This window comes from Bacillus sp. Bwzl_19 (genome assembly GCF_054900515.1).
Window position 1 is genome coordinate 3,615,522 of the sequence record NZ_CM142729.1, and the last position, 20,701, is coordinate 3,636,222.

Sequence of the window (20,701 nt, forward strand, 5' to 3'; positions counted from 1 at the left end):
TTTACGGTTTTCCGTAACAGTCATACTGAGACCCTTCCACTTTATTTAAAACCGATTTAACAGCTTCTTCAATCTCCTTATAACCCGTACATCTGCAAATATTGGACTCCAGCCAATTTTTTATCGTTTCATCACTTGCATTTGGCTCAGTATTCACTAAAGCATGACAATTCATTAGAAAACCCGGCGTACAATAACCGCACTGAAACGCAAATTTTTCAACAAAGGCCTTTTGAATTGGCGTATTGATGAGGCCTTCAATTGTCGTAATTTCCCTTCCTTCACCTTCTGCCGCAAGCATTAAACAAGATTTCATCGGTATCCCATCCATTAAAACCGTACAGGCGCCGCAATCACCATTTAAGCAGCCTGGCTTTGAACCAGTTAACCCAAGACGAAGACGAAGGGCATATAACAAAGTATCGGCCGGTCTGACAGTAATCTGTCTTTCCTGGCCATTTACTTTCAATGTAATAGGATCAGACATGTGGACCTCCTTCTAATTCATATAAGGCATCTAAGATTGTATGCTGTAAAACAAATATTCGATAGTCGCTTGAGCCTTCTGCGCCATCAAGAATAGGTTTCGGCAGATACTGTAAAGACCTGCGTACCCTTTCTTCTAATGAGCAGCTTTTATCGTTAAACATAGCCTCCATTTCAACAGAACGAAAAGGAAATGGACATACGCCGCTAAAGGCCATTCTAATCTTTTCATCTTTTTTCAGTGCACAAACTGTCACCAATGGATATCCGACATTCCACTGCTGTCTTCTTTTTATACTGACAAATGGCAAGTCTGTATACGTCCGGTCTATAACGATATGAAATAAAAAATCTCCTTTTTGCAGTTGTATTTCCCTGTTAAATATTTTATTTATAGAATGGTAATGAAGCCCCGCTCTCCCTGCAATCCCTATCAAACTATCCGAAATCAGCAACGGCAGCACGGCCTCACGGTAATAGATGCTCCCGCAAATATTTCCGCCCAGACTGATTTTATTTCGAGTCGTCCGATCCGCAATTTCACTCACTGTTTTACTTAATAACGGGAATGGATTTTCTTCCTCCACTTTCGTTAATGACACACCCGCTCCGATTACCAGATCATTTTCATAAAAACCAATGGTATGAAATCCCGGAAGTGCGTTAATATCTATCACCGCATCCGTATAGATGAGATTCAGCCTTCCTAACGTTATAATTTCTGTACCGCCGGAATAATACATTGGTGTTTTCTTTTCGGCCGCAAGAGAGTGAAATAGATTAGTTGTTTCTTGAATGGTCTTCGGTTTAAAATAGTCAAAATCAAACGGTATCATCTTTCCACCCCATTTGCGTCCTCCATAATTGTTCGGGAATGAGAGGGAGCTGATTCAATTGGACACCTAAAGCGGCAGAAAGGCAATTTCCTAATGCTGCCGGCATCCCCAACAGTCCATGTTCCCCTGCGCCGCGTGCTCCATAAGGCGCAATAACATGCGGGGTTTCAACAAATTCAATGATATATTCAGGCTGCTCTCCATAGTGAAGGGGTCTGTATGTTCTAAGTTGAGGATTTAATACTCTTCCATATGGATCAAAATCAAAGGTTTCTCTTCCTCCAAATGCGATTCCCATACTCATCCCCCCCATCACTTGACCCAATGCAGCTTTTTCATTCAATACAGTTCCTATATCCACAACAGAATAAGCTTTTGTAATTCGATACGTATAATCCCGTTTATCCAGCTCAACTTCAATTCCCTGAGCACCTACAGCCCACTCGGGTCCCGGCTTTCCTTTTCCGGTTTCCGGGTCTAAATTCGTCATCCGGGTTAATGTGTAGCTGCCGCTCGCCATAATTTGCCCGCCAATGGTATTTCCATTTGGAAACGTATATCCGTAAGCGATGTCTTTTATGTCAACATACACATTCGGATTATCTAAAAAATAAACCTTTCCATCAGCCACTTCTAATTCCTCGACAGGAACTCTTAAAACACATGATGCCACGGCCTTAAGCTTTCGAATGGCTTCCTCCGCCGCATTCAGTACGGCTCTTCCTCCCATTAAAGTCCCTCTGCTGCCTACGGTTTTCCAGTGCTCAGGTGTTGTTTGTGTATCTATAAGCATTTTTACGTGAATTTTACTTATATCCATTTTCATTCGTTCCGCTAAGATTTGGGCTAACACTGTTTTTGTCCCTGTGCCAATTTCCACTACCCCTGACATCAAATTAATGCTTCCGTCAGGATTAAAGGTTAAAATAACCCCTGAAGTTGCATTTGTATCAAATGTTGACGTTTTCCAAATACAGCTGATCCCCTTTGCCCGTATCTTCCGATCATCGATTTCAATTCTCTGTCCCTCATCCCAATTCATTAATTCCTTCAATCTTTCAATACATTTTGGTACATTTCCGACCGTGCTTGAATTGAGAAGAACTTGAGTAGGGGTCGTATCACCGGGACGAATGGCATTTTTATAGCGGAGTTCCAACGGGTCCATATTCAGCTTTTCCGCCAATACATCCATTGTTCGCTCAAAGGCAAATAAAACTTCAGCATGACTGTAGCCTCTATATGCACTGAGATATGGATGATTCGTATACATACAATATGAATCACACCATACATGGTCGATTGCGTATGGACCCGTACAATCAACCACTGCGGCTCGACTGACGTCAACTCCTTTATCAGAGTATGCTCCGCTATCAAATAAAAACTGAATGTCTGCCGCCTTTAAGATTCCATCCTTTGTTGCGCCTAATTTTACAATGGCATCCAATCCTATATGAGCAGGAGACGTAATCATATCCTCTTCTCTCGAATTAAATAATTTTACGGCCCGGCCTCCAGCCGCTTTTGATGCCAAATAGGCAATAACCTCTAACTGAACCGCTGATTTTCCCCCGTATGCCCCTCCTACTAAAGGTGTTTTGACGATAACCTTTCCGGGTTCTATTCCAAAATACCACTGCATTAATTTTTTAATGGCAAAAGGAGCTTGAGAGGATGTTGTAATGATAATGTCCCCATCAGCTTGAATTTCAGCAATCGAGCATCTTGTTTCCATAGCAGCGTGATCAGAGGGATTAAAGGAAATGTTGAACTCTGCTGTCACATGACTTTCCCTGAACCCGACTTCAATATTTCCTTTTCTGACTTTATCCAGGTTTGCGATATTCGTCTTCGGAACGGGATAAACACCTTCCTTCTTCTCATAACGGTCCAAATGTTCATGGACGAGGGGAGCATCCTTTTGGAAGGCCTCCCGGGGAGAATTTACGACGGGAAGAGGTTGATAGGACACCTTGATGGCATGCACTGCCTTTTTAGCTATGATCGGATTTTCCGCAACAACAACAGCAACCGGCTCACCGTGGTATCTGACTTTTTTATAAGCAATCGGCGACCTGTCTTTAATTTCTTCACCGACGAGCGGAAAAGGTTCATCCCCCAATATCGCTATTACTCCGGGAATCTTCCAAGCTTCTGAAAAGTCAATAGATGCAATATCGGCATGAGCATATGGACTGATCAGCATTTTCGCGTGCAGTGCACCTGTTTCTTGAAAATCATTTGTATATTTCGCCTTACCTGTCACTTTTTCAAGGGCTTCTTTTCGAATAACACTTTTCCCGATATACCCCAACTCATTCACTCCCCGAATTTATTCAGCAGCAGAGTATAATCTTCAACTGTATCTACGTCATAAAAAAGCAAAGGGTCTTGAAAGCTGATCATTTTTCCCGTATTACTTTTACGGATTACATACCGAGCGCCTTGGTCTCCCTTTAACTGATGCAATAGCGGAAAACATTGTTTGGAGAATAGGATTGGGGGCATAGGAAGATGTTGATTTTCAGCAGCAATAAATGAATAGCGGTGCTCCTTTTGATAGGAATCAATTAACGTATTGATGATATCTGCGGTGACAAATGGCTGATCTGCAAGAAGAATGATAACAGCGTCAGCCTCATACTCTAACGCTCTTTTTAACCCGCATTGTATGGAGTGGCCTTGGCCCTTATCCGCTTGTTCGCATTCTACTTGGCTCCACTTATTTACCATAGGATCTAAAAAGAAAAAAGCCGAGAGCCAATGCAGTGAATCTCCCTTTCTGGTGATAATGAAAATATGATCTAATTTAGATAACAAGGTATTTTTAAGCGCTATACTTCCCAGAGAAACTCCATTGAGAAATAAACTTCGCTTATCCGTCCCCATACGTCTGCTTGTACCGGCTGCCAGGTAAATGGCTGCTGTTTTCATAAAACAGACCCTTGTTTTCGCATTTTTTTGATCATCTCGCCAACAATACTTACGGCAATTTCCTCAGAGCCTTATGCGCCAATGGAAAGTCCGATAGGGGAATGAATATCCTCCGGAATCTCAGCCCCGCCTAATAGGCGTTCCGTACGCCTTCTGGGGCCTAATACACCTTTATAAAACACATCTTCATCTTTGAATTTATGTAAAATGGTCCGATCTTTTTGAAAGCTGTGTGTCATTATGATAATAAAATCCCTGTGTGTAATGCTCAGGCCCTCCATTACTTCTTCCAATACTCCGACAATCAAATGGCCGGCTGCAGGAAAATGGCCGTTATGACATAAAGCAGGACGCCAGTCAATCACCGTCACATGAAAGCCCGTACCAGCCGCCAAAGAAACCAATGGCTTAGCATCTTCGCCCGCTCCAAAAACATATAAACAAGGTTTTGGAATCATCTGATGGATAAAAAATAAATCAGATGTATGTTCATCCTTTTTGATTCCCTTTTCCGTATCATAAAGGGGGTTTTTCAGTTTTTGAACTTGCTCCATAAAATCCCCGGTTCCAAACACGCTGCCGTCTTCAGCTATATACATATCTTCCTTTGGCTCTAACGTTTCCGTGAATCGTTTCACTCGGGTCACAGACTTTTTTCCATCTAAACATTTCTTGACTGTCAGCAGATGTCTTTCCAATTCCCCTTTGACAGGCTCAAGTAAAACCGTCAAAACACCGTTACAGCCAACGCCCTGCCCCCAGGATAAATCGTCCTCCGCACTCATATCAAAGTGAACAATCAACGGCTCTCCCGCAGCCCACACCTGCTCTGACCTTTCAGCAAGATCGTCTTCCAGACAACCGGCGGATAACATTCCGACTCTTGTTTTGTCCCCTAAAATTAACATGGAGGCGCCTTCTTTCTTATAAGCGGACCCCTCTGTTTTAATGATGGTAGCCAGTACCTTAGGTTTTGCAGAATTCGCGATGACATCCAAAATCCGGTGTATATCATCCATTTTGATTTCCCCCGCTTTTACCTGATCATATCTGCATCTGTATAACCATATTCTTTTTTTTCAGAAAACATTACAAACGTTTCAGCAATTTCTTCGTTTCTAAAAAAAAAGAGTCTTTAAAGACCTTATGATCGGGCGGCGGGTACAACTGCATTTTGGAACGGAGAGCTTCCAATAACATGTTCTGTTCCTTCTGTTTCCAATTGTCTGTTTCACCCTGCTGTATTCCTTTAAAACCCTCAAAAAATTCACTTAACACTTTGAAGTCATTGCCCAGCTCCATTTTGTCACTTGAAGATAAAAGCCCTTCTTTTTCCCATTCTTTTAACGTTTTCACTATATTTGATATATACTCATACCCTGCATTCATCTTTTGTATCTCTATTTGATATCTTGAAAGAATGATTTTATGCTTTTTACGGATTGGGTTGAATTTTAAGCTGTCAGAGGCTGTTTGCAGCATCTCTTTTGCCGTATGCAGCTCCTGCAGAAGATTGTTCATTTTATACTCCACAAGGTTCCCCTTTCCTTGTCCCCACTCTGATTGAACCCATTTGGAAAGGTCAGAAAGTGTGTCAGAAAGCTGACGAGCCAATGATCGAAATGAGTCCGCTGCCTTTTTTGTAAAGTCCGGCGGAAAAAGGAACATATGAACCAGAATAGCGATGATGACGCCGATCACCGTATCGATTATTCGATCCATTGCATAATCTTTGGAGTGTCGTTCAAACGTAAATACCAATAAAATGGTGAGGGCTACCTGATGTAAAACCGTTTCATCTATTCGTAACCACCTTGCAATATAGGTCCCGCCTAATAGTAACAGCCCCAGCATCCAGCCATTCATTGGCAAGTGACTGACAAGATAGGATGTTAACAAGATCCCAATCGCAGTTCCCGCAATACGATGAAAAGAAAATCGAATCGACTGATCTATGGTTGGCTGCAAACATAAGATAACAGATAGAGGTGCTAAATAGGGGTGATGAGAGCCCGCCAGTTTTGCCGCTTCCCAAGAAACAGCAGAGGCAAGCGCCATCTTCCAAACCAACGATGTGTTGTTTTGATTTTTTTTACTTGTTTTCACCATACGCCCCCTCCTTTCAAAAACCTTTTCCATTAGGTTTCCGTTACGCAAAGGGATTTATACTGATATATGGAAAAAGCGAAAAGAAGGGAGAACGTTAGCAAATGATACATTATTTACTACTCTTGCAGGTGCTTCACCTTTCTTGATAGCTTCGCCCCAGATATGAAGACCGCCCCCCTATGACTTTCGAAGGGAAACACACAAACCTTGTTGGTTAAGCGCAATGGAATTGGGTGAATTTTTTATCATTTTATATGGTAAGGGTTTAAGAAGCAGAATGCCTTTGTTAGTATGGCAACCAAAGGAGGAGGATCAATTATGCAAAGCAGAATAAAGCTAACCGCAGTGAAACTGGCAGCCTTGGTATTCCTAGTAGGTGCCTTTGCCCTCCCGGTTTTACCTCATGCTGCGGCTGCCGCAGAATCCCAAGCTACATACAAAGTTGAAAACCTCAACGACAGTGAGCTGAAGATGACGTTCAATCATGCAGATGTTCATATTGACGCTAAAGGCAATGCAACCCTAAAAGACAACATAACGGGCGAGGAGCAGGCTCTTCCGAAAAGCTCTACTGACAAAAATGGTGACCCCGTTACACTGAAATACGAAAAAATCAAAAATGGCGTTTTAGTCAAAGTAGTAAACAAAGACTCTGGAAAAACGAGCGGGGCAATCAGCACCCAATCAGTCGGGAAATGTATTTTAGGTACTGGCGGCGGTGCGGTAACTGGCGGAGGCACACTGGGTCTTGCAGGAGCTGCTGTAGGAACCGTCACAATACCCGGCATCGGAACAGTAGGAGCGGGTGCCGTTGGAGCAATTACCGGCGCTGTTGGCGGCGCAATGACAGGAGCTGCCGCATCTTGCTTTTAATCATGAAGAAAAAGGGGCCCGCGCCCCTTTCTTTCACTAACTATGGAAGGTGGTCAACATGTACAAAATCATCATTCCTTCAATACTAACCATCTTCATTCTCTGGATACTCTTACAGATTTCCCTGGAGATAAGCATCGTTAAGAATCCATTGAATTATTTTATTGTATTCATTGTCTTCTTTCTCTTTATAAAGATGGTGAAAGAGAAGCAACAGTAGTTTGCAACTAATAAGCTGGAAACCAGATTTGTGTTGGAATCTGGTTTTTTTGTGTTTTTATTCACTATATATAAATCCTTTGCTGAAAGACAACAACAGAATCAACAGAAAACTAAACTCTAACGGCTATTTTGTCAAATCGGTCTGCTAAATGTTATTAGCAAAATTTTCATTAAACCCTATATCAAATTACTTGATACTATAGTTAATTTCGCTCGATCTTTCACTCACAATTTCTGCAATTCTTTTGCTTCAATTTCAACACTAAATCCCGTTCTCTTTAACTTAAAAATCAAATCCTCAGAAAAATCTTTTACCTTATACTTATCAATAAAAATAGTTAAATTGCTTTTTGCTCTTGAGCAACCAACATAAAAAAGTCTGTACGCAGACAGAACTCCGTACACAGTACTCTCTTTAAAACATTTTTTAAAGTTTGTAACATTAGGTTTTAGAAGATATGCATTGTAAAAGTCTTCACAAAGATCTTTAAATATCCAATTATTCTCGAAATATTTGCATAATTCTTCAACTCTTGTTTTTAGATAAGTTGCATGTGCCTCATACTTTTCTTTATTCAAATCTGATATTTTACATGCTAAATGGTCAATTGTATCTTCAATCCACTTTTTATAATCATAATAAAAGGATTCTAGAGAATCTAACGATAGTTCTGTAATAGTCCATAGTTTTAAGAATTTATACATATGAACCAGCGGTGTTCTAAAGGAATCGTCCGCAATGAAGAAAACAGTATTATGACTCTCTCCTTTTACACCATGTTGTGTCGAAACTTTCGGGTCTTTCAAATAGTTTGACAGTGCCTTGAATTCGTTTAATGTAACTGCTAACACTCCAATATATTCATTAGATATATTATCTATATATTCCTCTTTTATAACTCTAGAGCCTCTTAATAAAGTTAAAAATTCATATATTGAGCTGTCTTTCTGATAAAAATCATATATTTGTTTTAATAGATTGTTTAAGTTAACTTTATCCTGATGACTAGTAATTGTACCAATTCTAGTATCAAATATTTTTTGATTCCTTTTAAGGGTTTGAATTATACTGCCAAGATTAAAATCCTCATAATAACTTAGAATTTTATCTACTATAAAAAGCAACTTTAAAAGAGGATCTTTATTTTCATTTGTATTATCAGATAAGACATCACTAGCATTTAGTTGGTTTACTTGTGAATATCTATCCAATCTATTAAATTGTCTGTAAAATTCTCCAGCGCCTATCGAATCAAACCTTTGTTGATTTAATAAAAATAACAATAAAGCATTCGGATAAATTAATTGTTCCCTTTTTATTCTTTTTTGAATGTTATCACACAATACTACTCTTGGTGGATGGTCTGGTTTATTAGCTCGGTTTTTATCGGATGAGATTTGTTTGAATTCCTTATCATTATATATATTATTTAATATAGAAACGATATCTGGTATTGACCGATGATTAGTATCTAATTTAATTTCATTATTTAGAGTTTTTAATTCTTTTTCAAATGACCCATCATAGTTTTTATATATTTGTTGCATTTTGTCGCCAAGAAAATAGAGTTTTGAGCTAGTATTTAGTCCTGCTTTATAAAACATTTTTAATACACTGGGAGCAGAGTCTTGGTACTCATCTATAAAAATCAATTGATACTTTTGAGTTAATCTCTTCTTGATTTTAGGAAACTTTTCGAATACCTTTTCTGCAAATATGAGCAAACTATCGTGAGACAAACCTCCTTTGTAAAGATGATTGTTTGAAGTTTCATTATAATAAATAGAACTTATATTAGTTTTTATCACTTCTAAGGTTAAACAACCAAACTTATCGATATACTTCTTGTTTCTAGCTAGTACATGTTCTTTCTCTTCCTTGTTCTCAATATTCCCTCTGATTAAATCCCCAAATAACTCCATATATAAATCTATCATTTCATTTTTACAAAAATAGATTCTTAAAAATTTATGTAAAAATGAATGAATTGTGCTTATGTGAATCCCTTCTTCATCCAGTCCCTTTTTAAGCTCTTCTGCAGCTCTCTTTGTGTAAGTAATACAAAGTATATTATCAAGTGGATGTTTTATCTTATGGTTTACAATCATTGATTTTATTTTAGTTGTTTTGCCACTACCTGCTGGAGCATTAATGAGAAAAATATTATCAACTAATTTTGCAGCCAATCTAATCCCTCCTTAATATAATTAGGAAGCATCTTTTCTATTAGACCATTTAAAATAACTGAGTACATAAAATCAGTTTTATTATTCTCTGAATGTCTAACAATATCTCTAATACTGTATTTTTCATCTTTATCTAAATCATCTTTTTTAGATTTATCAGGGTTTGGAATAGTATATTTAAGATTATCGCTATTTCTTTTCTCAATCCAGAAACTTCTATCTTTTTTTTCTAACACATTCAAATTATAAAATTTTGAGAGCATAGCTTCTTCTAAAGTCCGAGCATATTGTTCAGATTTTCCTTGATAATTAATTAGGACTAATCCTCCAAGAATCTTATTCTCACCTTTGTCTTTCCATTCATACAAATCAAGTATTGTTGGAGACTTTATTTCTTTTGATAAATCATAATAGGTGTTGATTGTTGCATTTGTTGTTTTAGACTCTTTTACTGCTTCTACAGTTGTTGCATCTTTTTTATAATCTAGATCAGTTAAAACAAGAGTTTTTATCTTCAGAAAATTTATCACCTTACTATATTTATGTGCGTATGCTCCGCCAACTTGAACATAGGCTATGTATTTTTGGTTAAGTTCTTCATATATATCTAGAGTCAATAACTTTCTTATAAGCAACCTTTCTGTGTCACCCTCATATAGAATTACTCTATCTGCAAAAACTATTTCAGAAAATCCTATTTCATAAAACCAATCATAAAATGTATCCAAAGTGGTGTCACCACTCAAGCCTTTTTTAAACATAGAAAAATCGTAAATTTTACTTTCTAACTGATTCAGAAAATCCTATTTCATAAAACCAATCATAAAATGTATCCAAAGTGGTGTCACCACTCAAGCCTTTTTTAAACATAGAAAAATCGTAAATTTTACTTTCTAACTGATCTATTGGTCGTGAAACTCTTAAATTTTTCATTTCCGTTAGGCGCACCATTTCTCCGGAATGAGTAGTTATTAACCCCTGTATTTTTTTTTGAAGATAGTAATCTTTTAAATACTTCCCAAAGATTCGTTGCATTTGGGGGTGCATATGTGATTCAGGCTCTTCTACCACAAATAGGTTGACTAATAGCGGATCAATTTTTCTTTTATATGTTTCCAACTGTAGCAGTATATAAATCATATTACTGTAACCTAATCCTTGGGAGGCTTCATTGAGGAAATAACCTTCATATTGATATTTAGTGTTAGTTATTTGATTAAGAAGAGAGGTTATTGTGCCTTCGTTAATATCTATATCAAGGATCATACTCCCTGTATTGCCTCCACTTGCTTTAGCAATTGTTTTAACCGCATTGCTAAGACCTTTCACCGATGTGTCTCTTACCTTATCAATAATCTCCGTATCTTGTATTGGACTTAGTATTTGGTCTGGTAAGTTCTCTAATAGGGCACCTAGTTTTTCATCATGAGTTGCGAGCTCAACCATATTTTTACTTAAACTTTTAAAGTTACCATTACTCTGATCATCGAGTGGTCTACCTGCATTAATATATCTAAAATTAAACAGTCTTCGAAAAGTTGAAATGTCAATTTCGACTTTATCAGTATAATCGCTATCACTAAAGTAACATTTCTCAATTATACTCGCTTCATAAATTGACAATATTACCTCTTTAAATTGTCGTATTTTTAATGTTGGATCTTTTGAGGAATGAATTTTTTTATATCTTGCATATAATTTTTTATAATTTTCCTCCAATGCTTGTCCAAAGGATACATAAGTAGGTTGAAATGAATATTCAAAATAGAAGCTTTTATTATCCGGATTCAAATCCATAATAAAATCGGCAAACTTTCTAATATCGTCCTCTTCACTATAATCTATTCTAAAACGTATAGATGTTGCAGGTATTATTAGATCACATTCTAAATTAAACAATTCAGTACTAAATAGCTTGTTTATAATTCTCTCTACTGTAGATAATTGATCATCGCCTTCCTTAAAGCACAGTATAAAGGTCTCATAAACTTCATCTACCCATTGTTTTGATAGCCTTACTGGTATATCCGAAATAAAAAATGGCGTTTTGCCATTTTGCATTATAGATCCAATTAAATTAATCATAGAAGTCTTACCACTATTATTAGCACCTGCAAGCAAGGTAACGTCGTCAGCCATTGAAAATGCTTCGTTTTTAAACTTCCTATAATTTTGTATAGTAACACCTTTTAAAAGCAATTTAAGAACCCCCAGATGAATTTCCGATTTTATAAAACCCCACTCACTTATGATAAGGCTCCCCACGATTAATCCGAAACGCCCGATAAATCTGCTCAACTAGTATGAGACGCATCAACTGATGAGGAAACGTCATCTTCGAAAATGACAGCTTGTCGTCTGCCCTTTTCATGACGGCGTCGCTTAGGCCGAGTGAGCCGCCGATGACGAAGGTGATTTTGCTTTTTCCATAAGTCGCCAGCTTATCTATTGTATCGGCCAGTTCTTCGGATGTTTTCATCTTTCCTTCGATGGCGAGGGCGATGACGTGGGTGTCCGGGCTGATTTTGGCCAGGATGCGTTCGCCTTCTTTGTCTTTGACGATTTTCATATCTTGGTCGCTCAGGTTTTCCGGGGCTTTTTCGTCCGGGAGTTCGATGATGTCGATTTTCGCGTAGGCTGAGAGTCGTTTTTTGTATTCTTCAATGCCTTGCTTGAGGTATTTTTCTTTTAGTTTTCCGATTGTCACAATATTGATATTCACAGGTCATCCCCACTTTAGAAACAAGTTATTCATATATATTGTCCACAATTGTGGATATCTTTTCTGTATTTTGTGTAGGATCATTCGTTCCCTACTAGATATGTTGCGGTGTCCCCACATAATTCACAGGCTGTGGATAAACTGTTAGTATGTTCGATTTTTCTGATTTCGGGCGGAAGCTCATGATCATCTATGTACATGTCCAGCACGGTTTCGATATGTTCTTCACAAGAATAATAAGCGGTTTTCATTGTTACATCCTCCGGTTTTCTTTTGCACACGGCAATTGTTCTCTTCTCAATATAACCTATTTATACACATGTTAGTAGTGCTTCGGGCTGAGTTTTATCCACAATTCGGCAAATTCCGCGCAAAAAGAGCCGGCGTTTGCAGCATCCGGCTCTTTACGTGTTTTCTCTTTTTTCTATGCGAAGTACGAACAGAATTCCTAATATACACGCCAGCAGTGCAGAGCATACATTAATCCAGTCCGGCTTTCCGCCGGTTAAAAAATAGTTGGTTATTACGGAAACCAGGAGAATGGTTACGGTCACCGCGGCAAGCTTTTTCTTCATCGGCTCCCTCCTTCACCTGACTGTCTTCTGCTTTTACGGGTAAAATTCCTCTATCTCTATGTTCGGTCGGCTTTTTTTCTTGCTATTTAGTCTTATTATGAGGGTCACAACGATATATACAATCATAATCAATGTCCCGTTACTCACATCAGGATATCCAATCAACATATTCATCATCACAAAAACAATTGTTATACATATGACGGACAACAATAAGAAGATACTGAATGATTTCAAATTAAACACCTTCTTTCTTGCAGTAGCGTTTCATTAAAAAAAAGCTTACCAAAAGCGGCAAGCTCTTACCAAATGTTCGTACTTCAAAACCCATCCATCACCTGCACGTCATACAGCTTGAGATGGCTTTTCGGCGTGACGATGTTTTTCAGGTTTGGGATGGTCCGGTCGTTCAGCTTTTTGCCCGTTTTCAGATCGAAGGATTCGATTTTGGCGGGTTTTTTGTAGCTGTACGTGAAGAGATACAGCTTTCCGTTTTGATGGGTCAGGTCTTTGAAATCAGCCTTCATTCCTGATGCAGGGAGGGTGAAGGCTTTTTTGCTTTTTCCGGTTTCAGGGTTGATGCGGTATACGGTTCCGAAGCCGTCAACGAAATAGAGGCTGCGCTGCTCCATAAAAAAGCTGTTTTTGAAGCTGAACGGCATGGAGTCATAGAGGGTCTGTTCGTCATTTTTATAAGAGGCGATGTCATACGTTTTGATAGCGCCGCTGTTTCTCATGACTTTCACCATTTGATAGATGTGGTCGGCTTTTTCTCCTCTTGTGAGAAAGTAGACGGCGCTGTCATCAGCGGCGAGCTGGGATTCGACAGACGTGCCTTCTTTATACGTCCATGTCGCGATTGTATTTGTATGGAGCCTCTCTTTATCGGCCTGAATGTCTTGAACGTGATAGCCTTTTTCGTCATCTGTCGGCGTGAGTGCGAAAAGATGATCTTTAAAAAAGCCTGAGGCGCGGATATAGTGCGGGATGACGTCTTGCTTCCACTTGCCGTCAATCTGGCGGTACAGCTCTGAGCGATAGCTGCCGCCGCTTTTGTCGTAGCCTGAGTTATACAGCGTGTAGAAGCCTTCCGTCCGGTCAATATATCCCGCGCTGTCCCCCGTATGCTGGTACGCTCTTTTATACGTGTGAAGGCCGTCCTGAACAGTGTAAATCCCTTTTTTGTCCTCCAGCAGGACGCTTTCGTCATGCACTTTGGCCGATCCGAGTTCTAGCCCTTTCATTTGATAAGAAAAGAGCCGGCCTTTTTTATCAGCAAATAGAGCATAGCTTTTTCCGCCGCCGAACGTGTCCTGGTCAGCCGTAGTGGAGAAATACAGCAGCGCCTCTTTATCTTTCAGAAAATCAGGATCATTTAATGTTTCCCTCTCAACCTCCGCAGGCTCTTCCGTGCGAAAATGGAAGAAGCATAAGACCGCTGCAGCGATGATGATCACTAAGGGTATCCAGATGATTTTTTTCACGTTTTTCTCCTTAGTTAATGGTGAGAATCGTTGTCGTATAAGGTGAGCTTGTGATGTCGCGCGGATATACGCCCAGGCCGCCGTTAGAGTCAATGTCGATTCCGGCTTTTAGGAGGAACGCTGACCACAGCAGTTTCGAGCAGTTTTTGGCGCCTTCATGGCCTGTATTTCGGTTATTGACGAAGTTGAAGGAGTACTCGTCGCCGACTCGTGATACGGCCCAGTCAGCAGCGGCTTGTTTTTGGGCATCGGTGACTTTCACGGTTTGTACGATTGAATTATCCTCGACTTCTCTTCCGTTATAGGCGATTTGGCGGACGCCGTCTCCCGGTACGGATTCGACGATCTTATCAGCGGCAGAATACATGCCGACATGGCCGTGGTTGTAATAGGCCGTGTATGAGTTCGTGTAATAAATATTGCCTTTTGTGCTTTTCGGAAGTTTTTTGGTGCCTGACGATCCGCCCATCGCAGATAGCCCTTCTTTGGAAGCGTTTACATCTCCTTGCACCTTGTCTGCCGTAATTTCTTGATGAAACTGCTTGAGAATCGCTTCTGTTGACACGTGCTTCTGTTTGGCGAGCTCTTTGGCTGATTGGAGAACGTCTTGAGGGGTCGTGCCCTGCTGAAGCTCTGCGATTTCTTTTGCATAGCGGGATGTTTCTGTTTCTTTCGCTTTTACATTCATACCGGAGAAGGACAGAACCATGGTGAATGACAGGGCAAACGGGAGGACGGCTTTGAACAGCTTTTTACACATCATTACTTCGCCTCTTTTCTTAGAGTATAATTTTTCCACATATGCATTATATGACAGAATTGTGATAAAAAAATAGACAATTTACAGATTTTTAAAAATTTTATAACAATAAGGAAAAGATATGCATAAAACCACCTTGAAATATCAGGAAATCTGGTTATCATATACACAAGATAGGAAAGGGGGAGAAATATGAAATACAGAACAATCGGTTCGATGCGGGTTTCCTCATTGGGGTTAGGGTGCATGGGCATGTCGGAATACTACGGCAGCCAGAGTGAGGAAGAGTCCATTTCCACACTGCATCATGCCGTTCATCTCGGGGTGAATTTGTTTGATACGGCTGATCAATATGGATTGGGCGCGAATGAAGAGCTTGTCGGCAGAGCGCTTGCCCCGTACAGAAAGGAGCTTTACCTCGCAACTAAATTCGGCTATGTCCGAAGTGAAAAGGGCGAGTTTATTGAAATCAACGGCCGGCCCGATTATGTCAAAAAAGCGTGTGACGCCAGTCTGAAACGCCTCGGGACGGATTATATCGACCTTTATTATCTGCACCGGGTTGATCCGCGGGTGCCGATTGAAGAGACTGTCGGCGCTATGAAGGAGCTAGTTGAAGAAGGAAAGGTGAGGTATATCGGCCTGTCAGAGGCTTCCCCAGAAACGATCAGGCGCGCCGGCCGCATCCATCCGATTGCCGCGCTTCAATCAGAGTATTCTTTATGGAGCAGGGAAGCGGAGGAGCATGTGCTGCCCGCCTGCCGCGAGCTCGGCATCTCATTTGTGCCTTACAGTCCGCTCGGCAGAGGTTTTCTGACCGGAAAGATGACGTCGACAGATCAGCTTGATGCCGACGATTACAGAAGAAGAACACCGAGATTTCAGGGAGACAATTTGGCGGTGAATATAAGACTCGTCCAAAAACTGACCGACATTGCCCGGGAAATGAATATGACCGCGCCTCAGCTTGCGCTCGCATGGGTTCTCGCAAACGGTGATGATCTCATCCCGATTCCGGGTACAAAAAAGAAACATTACTTGGAAGAGAACCTTGCCGCTCTTGACATTACGCTTCCCGAAGAAGTGAAGGCGCAGTTGGATGAGATGTTTCCGATCGGCACGGCGGCCGGCGAGCGTTATCCGCATCATATGATGACATTGTTAGATGAATAACAAAAGAGGCCCATCGTGCGGGCCTCTTTTCATGACAGCTTTTTGCTCATGATTACATCCGTCTCCAGGAATCCCGTCTTCTCATACAGCTTCCGCGCCGTTTCGTTATGAGCGAACACATGGAGAGAAAGCTTGCGGACACCCAGGTCTTTTGCCTTGTCCTCCAGCCTTGCGATCGCCTCTTTTGCATAGCCTTTGCCGCGATAAGGAGGATGAAGGCCGAAATCATAAATAAATGCGTCCTGCTGCGGGTTGTCCGGATCGGCGTGCAGTCACAGCCAGCCGGCATTGTCCTTTCCGTCCAATGTCAGCGTCCATAAATAGTGGTCAGCCGTCTCCAAGCCGTCAGGAAGCAGATCTTTAAATGTCCATTCTTCTAGTTCCGGCGCTTCTTCAGGCAGCCACGTTCCCGCTTTTATCTTTTCTTCAGCGTAATGCTTTGTTGAATGGGCGAGATAGGATTGAAATTCTTGCTCTGTCATCGGCTGCAGTGTGATAGCCATTGAATCACTCCTTACAAAACACAGACTGAAAGCGGTATCATGCAGTATTATCCGAAGGCTCCGTTTTCTGCGGGTTTTATGATTTGTTCGGCTTGCGCCGTTGAACCAGTTTGTGCAAATAATCCAATCGAAATGAGACTTGCCAAGGCTGCTGAGAGTACAATGAATTTACATGTTTTCATTACGAATCCCCTCCGTCAATCTCAAAATTTGGTCATTAGCATCTATTGATTCTTGGAAATACTTCGCCGCCAGTTTGTAATTCTCCTGTTTTTTAAAATGCGCAGCGGCCTGATACGATAAATCGGAAACGTCACTCCACAGTTCTTTCTTTTTTAACTCGGCGAACGCTGATTCAAGCGCTTCTTCACTGTGATCAATAAAGACATGCTGTAAGATGCGCAGTTTTTGGGTGTACACAGGTTCATTTTTTTCGTCTGCGGCGTTCAGCGCTTTATGAAGCCAAAACCGGCCCTCATCCGCCTGCTCCTGCTTCAATAACACTCTGGCCAGCATGTACAGACTCCGCACCGAATATGCGGATTGCAAATGCTCCTTTTTATCGAGAGCCGTTTCAAACTCGACTCGCGCCTCCTCCAATTTCTCCTGTCTCTCATAACAAATGCCCGCGTTAAAATGGGCCAGCGCCTCAATGTGCGGATCGCCTGCTTTGGCGGCTTGATGAATTGCCGTCTGCAGGAGCTCTTCGGCTTTCTGATAGTGAAACAAGTCCATTCTGTTACAGCCGATCACCATTAAACACTGTGCTTCTCTGACCGCGTACATTTCGTTGGCTTTGTAGATCTCTAACGCTCTTTCCGCATGATTCATCGCAAAGTAGTTTTGGCGGATTTCATAGTAGGCAATCGCCACTTGGTAATTAAACTCGGCTCTTTCAATCTCATTCGGTATGTGCCGGAGCCTGCTTTCAGCGATCCGGTAAAAATTAATGGCGTTCATGAATCGTTTCCGGTAAAACTCGTGCATTCCGGAAAAGAAATAATAATAGTATTGAATCATCTGGTCTGTTTTTTCTTTATCGGCGTTCAGCTGAATCGTTTTTAAAATGCCGTCTGTTTTCTCATACTCTTCCATCAAAAGCTTATAGCGGGAATCAATTAAATTAAAATAAAGGAGCACCGTTTGATTTTGTGTCATATTTTGCAGATCTGTAAGCAGCTGTTCTCTTAACGCCTTAGCCGATTCGGTTTTGTGCTTTTTGATTTCCTCGTACCAGTCACTGATTTTTTTCGCAACAGTTTCGTGGGCCATCACCTCAGCCATCTGTCAGGACACCTCCCTTTCCCATTTTGTGTAATAAATATATCATATTTACAGGCTCAAAAAGAGGGTGACAGCCTGCTAGTTTCCTAGTGGCAACAAAAAAACCCCCGCAGGTGCGGAGGCGCATATTTTATAATAGTTTTTTTCCTAACAAGGACTCCACCAGCTCAACCGCTGTTTTGCCGGTTTTGTTTTTGTGATCGAGGATCGGATTGACTTCAACAAATTCAGCTGAGGTGATAATGTCGGCATCATACAGCATTTCCATTGCCAAATGGCTTTCACGGTAGCTGATGCCGCCGACGACAGGCGTCCCTACGCCGGGCGCGTCACTCGGATCAAGGCCGTCGAGATCAAGGCTGAGATGAACGCCGTCACAGCCTGACAGGTAGTCAATGGTTTCTTCCATGACCCTCGTCATGCCGCTGCGGTCAATCTCATGCATCGTATATACCTTCATGCCTGTTTCCTTAATGTATTCACGCTCGCCTTCATCAAGCGATCTCGCGCCGATGATGACGACGTTCTCCGGCTTGATTTTCGGGGCATAGCCGCCCAGATTCACCAATGTGTCGTGGCCGACGCCGAGGCTGACGGCCAGCGGCATTCCGTGAATATTGCCTGACGGCGATGTTTCCAGCGTGTTTAAGTCGCCGTGCGCGTCGTACCAGATAACACCGAGCTGTTTATAGTGCTTGGCCGTTCCTGTCAGCGTTCCGATCGCGATGCTGTGATCGCCGCCCAGGACGAGAGGGAACCGCTCACTCTCAATGACGCTGTCCACCTTTTGGGCGAGCTGCTCGTTACCTGAGAGCACAGAGTTCAGATTTTTCAGCTCTTCATCTTTTTTGAGTTTTTCACGATTGACGGGGATGTCGCCCAGGTCTTCCACCGCATACCCCATGTCAGATAACCGTTCAATGAGATGCGCGTAGCGGATGGCGCTCGGGCCCATATCCACTCCGCGTCGTGCTTGTCCTAAATCCATCGGCATTCCAATAACTGAGATATTCTTATTCATCCGTTTTTCCACCTCAACATGTTGTATGTTGTCCTGTGCGGGTTTCTCAAAGATGACTTGGACACGAAAAGATTTTAAAGCTCTATCTGTTTTTCTGACTGTTTATGCTTTTTTACATACAGATGATAGACGATAACGCACACTACCATGAACGGGATGCCGCAATAAAGGGCGAGCCGCTGTTCTGAATCAAATGCGAGACTGATCAGAACAACCGTATTCAACGTCAGCCCGATAATAGGCAGCACCGGGTACAGCGGTGTTTTAAACTTAAGGTCTTCCACTTTTCCGCCTTCACGGATGTATTTCCGTCTGAACATCAACTGCGACAGAGAAATCGCAATCCAGCCGACCTGCGCGCTTAATCCGGCCAATGATAAGAGAAACATATAAACGGCTGCCGGCGTTGCGACTTTAGACAGCAGCGACAGGCAGGCGACGGCCAGCGTCACGATCAGCGCATTCATCGGCACGCCGCGTTTGTTTGTTCTGCCGAGCGCTTTAAAGGCTTGCCCTTCGTTCGCCATGGCATATAGGATACGCGTTGATGCAAACAGGCCTGAGTTGGCCACTGACAGCAGCGCAATTAAAATAACAAAGTTCATGATATCAGCGGCATACGGGATACCGATTTGTTCGAACACCACGACAAACGGGCTTTCGACCACTCCCGCCTGCTTCCACGGAATCATGCCGGCAATGACAATGATGGAAAGAACGAAAAAGACAAGCGTTCTCCATACCGTCTGCCGGATAGAGCGCGGAATCGTTTTCTCGGGATTTTCACTTTCTCCCGCGGCAACCCCGATCAGCTCCGTTCCCTGGAACGCGAAGTTGACGGTAATCATCGTAACAAGCATAGCTCTAATGCCGTTCGGAAACAATCCATCCTCATAAAAATGAGAGAAGAAAGGAGCCGGCTCGCCGTGCTTCATATCAATCAGGCCGAACATGGCGGCGCCGCCCAAAATAATAAACAGCAGAATGACTAAAATTTTAATGCCGGAAAACCAAAATTCCGATTCAGCGAACGCTTTTGTCGTAATGGCGTTCAAAAGAAACATCAGCCCGACAAACACGAGGCACCACACCCACACGGGAACATGCGGAAACCAGCGGAGCATCAATTGGCCCGCAGATAAAAATTCAATGGCGCATGTCACCGCCCAGCCGAGCCAGTACAGCCAGCCGAATGCGAAACCGAAAGCGGGGCTGATAAATTTGGTTGCGTACGTCTGAAACGACCCCGATACGGGAAGGGCAACCGCAAGCTCGCCTAAGCAGAGCATTGTCAAAAACATAATAAAACCGCCGACCAGATAAGACAGAACCGCACCCAGCGGTCCCGCCTGGTTGATTGTAAATCCGGTACTCAGGAAAAACCCGGTGCCGATCACTCCGCCCAATGAAATCATAAACAAATGGCGCGATTTCATCGTGCGCTGAAGTTGATTCTCTTTTTGATTTGTATTCACTGTTCTGCACCCCTTCAGCAACTTGTATTGGAACCAAGCCGGTGCATTGAAACC

At 41.8% G+C, this 20,701-nt stretch carries 20 protein-coding genes and 2 pseudogenes; 3 read left to right on the top strand and 19 right to left on the bottom strand.

What is annotated here, in order from left to right; all coding sequences use genetic code 11:
- Position 1: 1 nt before the first annotated feature.
- The 6 genes and pseudogenes from ACW5MY_RS19105 to ACW5MY_RS19130 form a co-directional block, all read right to left on the bottom strand.
- The gene (locus ACW5MY_RS19105) at positions 2–487 is read right to left on the bottom strand and encodes a (2Fe-2S)-binding protein (RefSeq protein ID WP_013354187.1); all 486 of its coding nucleotides are present in this window, start codon (positions 485–487) and stop codon (positions 2–4) included.
- Entirely contained in the window at positions 480–1,322 is an 843-nt protein-coding gene (locus ACW5MY_RS19110; protein WP_013354188.1) for an FAD binding domain-containing protein, read from the bottom strand. The genes ACW5MY_RS19105 and ACW5MY_RS19110 overlap by 8 nt, the downstream gene beginning before the upstream one ends.
- On the bottom strand, positions 1,309–3,639 hold the full coding sequence (locus ACW5MY_RS19115; protein WP_289394044.1) for a xanthine dehydrogenase family protein molybdopterin-binding subunit: 2,331 nt from the start codon (positions 3,637–3,639) through the stop codon (positions 1,309–1,311). Before ACW5MY_RS19115 ends, ACW5MY_RS19110 begins: the two co-directional genes overlap by 14 nt.
- A 5-nt stretch (positions 3,640–3,644) precedes the next feature.
- The gene (locus tag ACW5MY_RS19120) at positions 3,645–4,259 is read right to left on the bottom strand and encodes an NTP transferase domain-containing protein (RefSeq protein WP_013354190.1); all 615 of its coding nucleotides are present in this window, start codon (positions 4,257–4,259) and stop codon (positions 3,645–3,647) included.
- Positions 4,256–5,278 (bottom strand): annotated as a pseudogene (locus tag ACW5MY_RS19125) (XdhC family protein). Before ACW5MY_RS19125 ends, ACW5MY_RS19120 begins: the two are co-directional and overlap by 4 nt.
- A 70-nt stretch (positions 5,279–5,348) precedes the next feature.
- Positions 5,349–6,368, bottom strand: a complete 1,020-nt coding sequence (locus ACW5MY_RS19130) for an FUSC family protein (RefSeq protein WP_013354192.1) — start codon at positions 6,366–6,368, stop codon at positions 5,349–5,351.
- A gap of 318 nt (positions 6,369–6,686) precedes the next feature.
- On the opposite strand from ACW5MY_RS19130, the gene ACW5MY_RS19135 reads away from it, so the two are divergent.
- Positions 6,687–7,241 carry a hypothetical protein gene (locus tag ACW5MY_RS19135; RefSeq protein WP_013354193.1) on the top strand — a complete coding sequence of 185 codons (555 nt, stop codon included), beginning with the start codon at positions 6,687–6,689 and terminating at the stop codon, positions 7,239–7,241.
- Positions 7,242–7,299: 58 nt separating this feature from the next.
- Positions 7,300–7,461 carry a hypothetical protein gene (locus ACW5MY_RS19140; protein WP_014471284.1) on the top strand — a complete coding sequence of 54 codons (162 nt, stop codon included), beginning with the start codon at positions 7,300–7,302 and terminating at the stop codon, positions 7,459–7,461.
- 227 nt (positions 7,462–7,688) lie between these two features.
- On the opposite strand, the gene ACW5MY_RS19145 is transcribed toward ACW5MY_RS19140, so the two are convergent.
- From ACW5MY_RS19145 to ACW5MY_RS19180, 8 genes are all read right to left on the bottom strand, one after another.
- Positions 7,689–9,650, bottom strand: a complete 1,962-nt coding sequence (locus ACW5MY_RS19145; RefSeq protein WP_063636567.1) for a UvrD-helicase domain-containing protein — start codon at positions 9,648–9,650, stop codon at positions 7,689–7,691.
- Positions 9,635–10,378 carry an ATP-dependent endonuclease gene (locus tag ACW5MY_RS19150; protein ID WP_462061645.1) on the bottom strand — a complete coding sequence of 248 codons (744 nt, stop codon included), beginning with the start codon at positions 10,376–10,378 and terminating at the stop codon, positions 9,635–9,637. The genes ACW5MY_RS19145 and ACW5MY_RS19150 overlap by 16 nt, the downstream gene beginning before the upstream one ends.
- Before the next feature lie 49 nt (positions 10,379–10,427).
- Entirely contained in the window at positions 10,428–11,849 is a 1,422-nt protein-coding gene (locus ACW5MY_RS19155; protein WP_462061646.1) for an AAA family ATPase, read from the bottom strand.
- Between the two features lie 43 nt (positions 11,850–11,892).
- On the bottom strand, positions 11,893–12,372 hold the full coding sequence (gene rlmH / locus ACW5MY_RS19160; RefSeq protein ID WP_013354196.1) for a 23S rRNA (pseudouridine(1915)-N(3))-methyltransferase RlmH: 480 nt from the start codon (positions 12,370–12,372) through the stop codon (positions 11,893–11,895).
- Positions 12,373–12,452: 80 nt separating this feature from the next.
- Complete coding sequence (locus tag ACW5MY_RS19165) at positions 12,453–12,623, bottom strand: CxxH/CxxC protein (protein ID WP_004393147.1); 171 nt, start codon at positions 12,621–12,623, stop codon at positions 12,453–12,455.
- Between the two features lie 153 nt (positions 12,624–12,776).
- On the bottom strand, positions 12,777–12,947 hold the full coding sequence (locus tag ACW5MY_RS19170; RefSeq protein WP_013354197.1) for a hypothetical protein: 171 nt from the start codon (positions 12,945–12,947) through the stop codon (positions 12,777–12,779).
- 320 nt (positions 12,948–13,267) lie between these two features.
- The gene (locus ACW5MY_RS19175; RefSeq protein ID WP_013354198.1) at positions 13,268–14,431 is read right to left on the bottom strand and encodes a hypothetical protein; all 1,164 of its coding nucleotides are present in this window, start codon (positions 14,429–14,431) and stop codon (positions 13,268–13,270) included.
- A 10-nt stretch (positions 14,432–14,441) separates the two neighbouring features.
- Complete coding sequence (locus ACW5MY_RS19180; protein WP_014472398.1) at positions 14,442–15,191, bottom strand: YiiX/YebB-like N1pC/P60 family cysteine hydrolase; 750 nt, start codon at positions 15,189–15,191, stop codon at positions 14,442–14,444.
- Between the two features lie 192 nt (positions 15,192–15,383).
- Between ACW5MY_RS19180 and ACW5MY_RS19185 the strand changes: the two genes are divergently transcribed.
- Complete coding sequence (locus ACW5MY_RS19185) at positions 15,384–16,364, top strand: aldo/keto reductase (protein ID WP_013354200.1); 981 nt, start codon at positions 15,384–15,386, stop codon at positions 16,362–16,364.
- A 29-nt stretch (positions 16,365–16,393) separates the two neighbouring features.
- On the opposite strand, the pseudogene ACW5MY_RS19190 reads toward ACW5MY_RS19185, so the two are convergent.
- The 5 genes and pseudogenes from ACW5MY_RS19190 to ACW5MY_RS19210 form a co-directional block, all read right to left on the bottom strand.
- Positions 16,394–16,867 (bottom strand): annotated as a pseudogene (locus ACW5MY_RS19190) (GNAT family N-acetyltransferase).
- A gap of 47 nt (positions 16,868–16,914) precedes the next feature.
- Positions 16,915–17,049, bottom strand: coding sequence for a hypothetical protein (locus tag ACW5MY_RS19195; protein WP_007407881.1), 135 nt, complete (start codon positions 17,047–17,049; stop codon positions 16,915–16,917).
- Positions 17,036–18,151, bottom strand: a complete 1,116-nt coding sequence (locus tag ACW5MY_RS19200; protein ID WP_013354202.1) for a response regulator aspartate phosphatase — start codon at positions 18,149–18,151, stop codon at positions 17,036–17,038. The genes ACW5MY_RS19195 and ACW5MY_RS19200 overlap by 14 nt, the downstream gene beginning before the upstream one ends.
- Positions 18,152–18,281: 130 nt before the next feature.
- On the bottom strand, positions 18,282–19,172 hold the full coding sequence (gene rocF, locus ACW5MY_RS19205; protein ID WP_289394045.1) for an arginase: 891 nt from the start codon (positions 19,170–19,172) through the stop codon (positions 18,282–18,284).
- Positions 19,173–19,246: 74 nt separating this feature from the next.
- Positions 19,247–20,647, bottom strand: coding sequence for an amino acid permease (locus ACW5MY_RS19210; RefSeq protein WP_289394046.1), 1,401 nt, complete (start codon positions 20,645–20,647; stop codon positions 19,247–19,249).
- Positions 20,648–20,701: the final 54 nt, after the last annotated feature.

What these genes read in the sequence shown, in the direction of transcription:
- ACW5MY_RS19105 (WP_013354187.1), bottom strand. Translation starts at nt 487, where the DNA reads ATGTCTGATCCTATTACATTGAAAGTAAATGGCCAGGAAAGACAGATT.
- ACW5MY_RS19110 (WP_013354188.1), bottom strand. Translation starts at nt 1,322, where the DNA reads ATGATACCGTTTGATTTTGACTATTTTAAACCGAAGACCATTCAAGAA.
- ACW5MY_RS19120 (WP_013354190.1), bottom strand. Translation starts at nt 4,259, where the DNA reads ATGAAAACAGCAGCCATTTACCTGGCAGCCGGTACAAGCAGACGTATG.
- ACW5MY_RS19130 (WP_013354192.1), bottom strand. Translation starts at nt 6,368, where the DNA reads ATGGTGAAAACAAGTAAAAAAAATCAAAACAACACATCGTTGGTTTGG.
- ACW5MY_RS19135 (WP_013354193.1), top strand. Translation starts at nt 6,687, where the DNA reads ATGCAAAGCAGAATAAAGCTAACCGCAGTGAAACTGGCAGCCTTGGTA.
- ACW5MY_RS19140 (WP_014471284.1), top strand. Translation starts at nt 7,300, where the DNA reads ATGTACAAAATCATCATTCCTTCAATACTAACCATCTTCATTCTCTGG.
- ACW5MY_RS19165 (WP_004393147.1), bottom strand. Translation starts at nt 12,623, where the DNA reads ATGAAAACCGCTTATTATTCTTGTGAAGAACATATCGAAACCGTGCTG.
- ACW5MY_RS19170 (WP_013354197.1), bottom strand. Translation starts at nt 12,947, where the DNA reads ATGAAGAAAAAGCTTGCCGCGGTGACCGTAACCATTCTCCTGGTTTCC.
- ACW5MY_RS19180 (WP_014472398.1), bottom strand. Translation starts at nt 15,191, where the DNA reads ATGTGTAAAAAGCTGTTCAAAGCCGTCCTCCCGTTTGCCCTGTCATTC.
- ACW5MY_RS19185 (WP_013354200.1), top strand. Translation starts at nt 15,384, where the DNA reads ATGAAATACAGAACAATCGGTTCGATGCGGGTTTCCTCATTGGGGTTA.
- ACW5MY_RS19195 (WP_007407881.1), bottom strand. Translation starts at nt 17,049, where the DNA reads ATGAAAACATGTAAATTCATTGTACTCTCAGCAGCCTTGGCAAGTCTC.
- ACW5MY_RS19200 (WP_013354202.1), bottom strand. Translation starts at nt 18,151, where the DNA reads ATGGCTGAGGTGATGGCCCACGAAACTGTTGCGAAAAAAATCAGTGAC.
- rocF (WP_289394045.1), bottom strand. Translation starts at nt 19,172, where the DNA reads ATGAATAAGAATATCTCAGTTATTGGAATGCCGATGGATTTAGGACAA.